At 65.8% G+C, this 5,128-nt stretch carries 6 protein-coding genes; 4 read left to right on the top strand and 2 right to left on the bottom strand.

From position 1 onward, the window contains the following. Positions 1-583, bottom strand: a 583-nt coding sequence (locus U9977_RS25505) for a dihydrofolate reductase family protein (protein WP_322751825.1), incomplete at its 3' end; no start/stop codon positions are given. A 216-nt stretch (positions 584-799) separates the two neighbouring features. Here U9977_RS25505 and U9977_RS25510 point away from each other — a divergent pair. From U9977_RS25510 to U9977_RS25520, 3 genes are all read left to right on the top strand, one after another. Further along, positions 800-1,126 carry a Uma2 family endonuclease gene (locus tag U9977_RS25510; RefSeq protein WP_322751826.1) on the top strand — a complete coding sequence of 109 codons (327 nt, stop codon included), beginning with the start codon at positions 800-802 and terminating at the stop codon, positions 1,124-1,126. Next, positions 1,123-1,359: a Uma2 family endonuclease gene (locus tag U9977_RS25515; protein WP_322751827.1), complete on the top strand. Its 237-nt coding sequence runs from the start codon at positions 1,123-1,125 to the stop codon at positions 1,357-1,359. The genes U9977_RS25510 and U9977_RS25515 overlap by 4 nt, the downstream gene beginning before the upstream one ends. Positions 1,360-1,534: 175 nt before the next feature. Then, on the top strand, positions 1,535-2,299 hold the full coding sequence (locus tag U9977_RS25520) for an SDR family NAD(P)-dependent oxidoreductase (RefSeq protein ID WP_322751828.1): 765 nt from the start codon (positions 1,535-1,537) through the stop codon (positions 2,297-2,299). A gap of 108 nt (positions 2,300-2,407) precedes the next feature. Here U9977_RS25520 and U9977_RS25525 read toward each other — a convergent pair whose 3' ends face one another. Continuing rightward, positions 2,408-2,830, bottom strand: a complete 423-nt coding sequence (locus U9977_RS25525; RefSeq protein WP_322751829.1) for an SSI family serine proteinase inhibitor — start codon at positions 2,828-2,830, stop codon at positions 2,408-2,410. A gap of 1,082 nt (positions 2,831-3,912) precedes the next feature. On the opposite strand from U9977_RS25525, the gene U9977_RS25530 reads away from it, so the two are divergent. Beyond that, positions 3,913-5,128 (top strand): family 2B encapsulin nanocompartment shell protein (locus U9977_RS25530; RefSeq protein ID WP_322751830.1); only part of this gene is annotated, 1,216 nt, incomplete at its 3' end.

Below are 5,128 nucleotides of genomic sequence, written 5' to 3' on the forward strand. Positions count from 1 at the left end.
TAGCCTCGGAATCGCCGTCGAGATGGTCGAACAGCCGTTCGCCGCGGTGGAGCAGGATGGGCACGATCACCAGGTGCAGGTCGTCGATCAGGCCGGCGCGGAGGTATTGCTGAATGGTGGCGACACCACCGCCGAGTCTGACGTCCTGTCCGTCGGCGGCCTCGCGTGCTCGTTCGAGTACCGTGTCGATACTGTCATCGACGAAGTGGAACGTCGTCCCGCCCTGCATGGTGATGGACGGACGGGCGTGGTGGGTGAGGACGAACACCGGATGGTGGAAGGGTGGATTATCGCCCCACCAGCCGGTCCATTCGTTCTCACCCCACGGTCCCCGGATCGGACCGAACATGTTCCGTCCCATGACGGTGGCACCGATACCGACATCGCCCCGCGCGACGAAGCGATCGTCGACGCCCTCGTCACCGCCGTCCATGCCGATCATCTGAGCACCGGTGCGGGTAGCGAACACCCATTCGTGCAGTCCGTGACCACCCACGCCGAGCGGGTTGTCGACGCTCTGCGCCTGCCCGGCCGCGTATCCGTCAAGCGAGATCGAGAAGTTGTGCACGCGTAGCTTTGTCATCCGCGACCTTCTTTGTGGTGACTGGCACTTGGTGTCTGCCCTCGAACTTCGAACATGTAGCAGGATGTCACGCTCGGCCTGGACCTCGCCGTACCGGGCCAGTTGGCGGGCGACCGCGGCTATCCTTGATTCTGCCCAGGCACCCGGCCCCGAACTCCGGCCGACTCCGCACCGGACCGCACCGGACCGCACCGGACCACACTCTGGAGGACCGGCATGGCGACGAACCTCCTGCTCGACAAGCGGACGCCGTGGACCGCGCAGGACTGGCTTGAGCTTCCCGATGACGGCCGCCGGTATGAGATCACGGCCGGAGCCCTGCTCATGGCCCCACCGCGCTCGCCCCTCCATCAGGCCGTCACCGACGAGATCAGGCAGCTTCTTCGCCCTGCGCTACCGAAGCATCTGCGCGTTCAGGAGAACACCGGCGTCCGGCTCGGTGACAACCTGCGTATCCCGGATCTGGTCGTGCTGCGCGGGGAGGGGTCTGGCGCCCGGGTGCGCTGCTCGCCGAGGACGTGCTGCTCGTCGTCGAGGTCGTGAGCCCGTCGAGCGCCCAGGAAGATCGGGTCGCGAAGCCTGCGCAGTTCGCGCGGGCGGGCGTTGCGCATTACTGGATGGTCGATCCCGCGGACGGCCCCTGTGTGCACGTGCTGCGCCTGACCGGGACGGTGTACGAGCGGAGTCATCTCGGTCGCGGCGAGGACGTGCTGGCACTGCGGGAGCCGGTGGAGGTGCGCTTCACGCCGGCGTCGTTGCTTCCGCCGGCACCGTAGCGGTTGCCGGGAGCGCTCGCCCACCGCATATGACCTGCGGCAACTCCGGCGTCGGATTTCGGGCTCCGTGGCGCACGTATCCTCGGTGCGCTGATCAATAGGTGCCGTAGCGCTGCCTGCCACGACCACCTTGGACACGTCCCACCTGGATACGATCACGATGGAGCGGTAACTGATGGCAGAACGGCTGGACGGCACGGTGGCCCTGGTGACCGGGGCGAGTAGCGGCATCGGGGCGGTGAGCGGCCGGGAACTGGCCCGGCACGGTGCGGCGGTCGCGCTGGTCGCCCGGCGCAAGGACAGGTTGGAACAGCTCGCCGCCGAGATCACCGCCGACGGCGGCCGGGCGCTCGTCCTCGCCCACGATGTGACCGATCAGGCCCAGGCCGTCGACGCCGTCGAACGCACCGTCGCCGAGCTGGGTCGGTTGGACACAGTGGTCAACAACGCTGGCGTGATGCTGCTCGGCCCGATCGTCGGCGCGCCGACCCAGGAGTGGGATCGGATGGTGTCGCTGAACCTCCAGGGTCTGCTGTACGTCGCTCATGCGGCGCTGCCGCACCTGCTCGCCGCCGCAGACACCGGTCCCAGGCGGGTCGCCGACCTGGTCAACATCAGTTCGGTCGCGGGTCGGCGGGCGATGGCGAACGCCGGGGTCTACAACCTGACGAAGTTCGGGGTGAACGCCTTCACCGAATCCCTGCGCCAGGAGGTCACCTCCCGGCACGTGCGGGTATCGGTCGTCGAGCCGGGCGCGGTCGACACGGAGCTGACCGACCATCTGCGCGAGGAGATCCGCGAAGCGTCCGCACGGCGCTTCGCCGGGGTCGAGAAGCTGGTGGCCGACGACATCGCGGATGCGGTGGCATACATCGTCACCCGCCCCCGCCGGGTCGCGGTCAACGAGATGCTCATCCGACCTACCGGACAGGTTGGGTAGCCGGCGGCCCGGATCCTCACGCTGGCGTACGTCTCCCGGCGAGGCGAGGGGACCCCGGGTGCGGCCCCCTCGCCTACCCCGTTCAGGATGATCTACGGCAGGAGCCGGTCAGAAGACCGGTGTCGTGGCCACATTCAGGAAGCATGCGTTCGAGAAGGTCTTCTGCCAGTGGACGACCCGGCCGGCCCAGTAGCCGTCCGCGGCGGCCGTCACCGGCATGTAGATCTCCGGACACAGCGTCCCCGGGTCGCCCGCGAGGTTGTCGAGATTACCGCCGGCAGCCGCGATGGCCTTGCACGCCGCGACCGGGTTGGGGTGCGTCGTCGCGCCGTTCGGCGGACAGAACAGGGTGACCGGTGTCGCGCCGACATAGGGGGCTTCGCCCTGCGCCACCGTGAGAATCAGTGCTCCCGTCGGCCGGGCCACCGAGCTGGTTGTAGCCGCCGACGCTGGAATGGCAGCCACGCCGGCAGCCAGTAACGGTGCCAGGGCGAGTGTGCCCCAACGGGCGAGAATCCTTCTCCTTGCCATTGCAACCTCCTGCTTTATGTTTCGTCAACCCGACTGAGAAGCCTGTCTTCACGATGGTCGGGCACATCCATGATTGTCATGATATGCCATGTCATGGCGGGAAACTATATGTGACGCGAGCTTTACTCGACGGGAAACTGTTACCTACGGCCCGACATACATGAAAAGTAATGATCGGGTACAGCGTGGTCGAACTAGTAGCCGGGAGTGGGGCTACCAGCCTGAATCGGCCATCACCGGGTGTCGCGTGTTAGTCAATTTCACCCAGGTCAATACGACTACCTGCTACCCTCTGTCATCTAACGCCGTCGCAGAGCGTTCCGGTCCAGCGTTCCGTCAAGCGCGGCGTCACGGTCGGCGCACCGTGGACCTGGCCGGACGAGCCTTGCGCACAGGCGGGTCGATGCGATCGTCGGTGCATTCCCTGGCTGGGCACCACCGGCATCGGCACCGAGCAAAGGCGGTGTCCACGGCCGGCCGAGCAGTGGATATCGGTAGTTACAACGAGTGATTGGGCGGGTTTACGGTTCGTGGTCAACGCTCAATCCTGAGCGGGCCAGAGCACACCATCACGGTGGGCCAGCCCAGACTGGCACGTGGAAGTCCTTGCCTTTTCCGTGATTTCTACGGGAAGCTTCTGTCGGCTCGCCGCATGGAGCAAAGCTCGCGCCGCGGGTCGAAGGAGAATGCGCTGTACGCGGTGCGATGTCGGTGTGAAGCCTGCCGGCGGCACGCGAAACGGACGGGGGAGACGTGGCGGTATTCGGTTTGCGCCGGCTATTCTACTGGCGTTGTTCGATACAGTCCACCAGGGACGTCATCGCATAGTCACGGGCAGCCGATCACTTCATTCACCGGTGGTGGGCGGAGCGTGATCCCGCGCGCTCGGGTAGCGCTTCGACCGTAATCACGGGGCGGGTTCAAACGGTCGTAGCGACGCTTATCGGCATGGTCGGCATGGTCGGCATGTTCGGCATGTTCGGCGCGGGAAAGCTCGCTCGTGTCGACCACGCCAGCGATGTTCCTCGAATGTACGTTCGTTGTTTTCCTGCTGCTACGACCAAGAATTGGTGGTGTCGGTCATGACGGAGTCGGCTGGTGTGGAGACTGGTACGGAGGACGGGCAGCCGCAGCTGAGTCTGGGTACGGCGGCTGCGCGCAATCTGGCGACAGTTACCAAGTCCGCGCCACAGATGCAGGAGATTTCCTCGCGGTGGTTGCTGCGGATACTGCCGTGGGTGCAGGTGGCGGGCGGCGTGTATCGGGTCAACCGCCGGCTTACATATACGGTGGGCGACGGGACGATTACTTTTGTTTCGACCGGGGCTGAGGTCCGCGTCATTCCCCAAGAACTGCGTGAGCTTCCCCTGCTGCGGGAGTTCGACGACGCGGTGCTCCTGAGTGCGTTGGCGGATCGGTTCGTTCAGCAGGAATTCGCTCCTGGCGATGTGATCGTGGAATCCGGCCAGCCGGCTGACCGGGTGTTCCTCATCGCGCATGGGAAGGTCGACAAGGTCGGCGCCGGAAAGTACGGCGATCAGACCGTGCTGGGTGTGCTGGCTGACGGCGACTACTTCGGTGACCAGGTGCTGGTGGAGCCACAGAGCAGCTGGGAGTTCACGGTCAGGGCGGTGACCGGGTGCACGGTGCTGGCGCTGTCGCAACAGGTGTTCCAGGAGCTGGCTGGCCGGTCCGAGGCGCTGCGGACCCATGTCGAGCACTTCCAGAGCCGGCCCGAGCCCCCACAGAACAAGCACGGTGAGGCGGCCATCGCGCTGGCGTCGGGGCATACCGGGGAGCCTGAGTTGCCGGGGACCTTCGTCGATTATGAGCTTGCGCCCCGCGAATACGAGTTGAGCGTGGCCCAGACGGTGCTGCGGGTACACAGCCGGGTCGCCGATCTGTACAACGAACCGATGAACCAGGTCGAACACCAGCTCAAGCTGACAATCGAGGCGCTACGGGAACGCCAGGAAAAAGAACTGATCAACAACCGGGAATTCGGCCTGCTGCACAACGCCGACCGCAGCCAGCGCATCAACACCCACGCTGGCGCGCCCACTCCCGACGACCTCGACGAACTGCTCAGCAGGCGGCGTGACTCCCGGTTCCTCCTGGCCCATCCGCGCGCCATAGCCGCGTTCGGCCGGGAATGTAACCGCCGTGGCATCTACCCGACCGGAGCCGTGATCGACGGCGCCCAGGTGCCGGGCTGGCGCGGCGTACCCCTCCTGCCCTGCAACAAGATCCCCATCTCTGACACGCAGACCACCTCCATTCTCGTGCTCCGCACCGCCA

Source organism: Protofrankia sp. Cas8 (genome assembly GCF_963555845.1).
GTDB lineage: Bacteria > Actinomycetota > Actinomycetes > Frankiales > Frankiaceae > Protofrankia.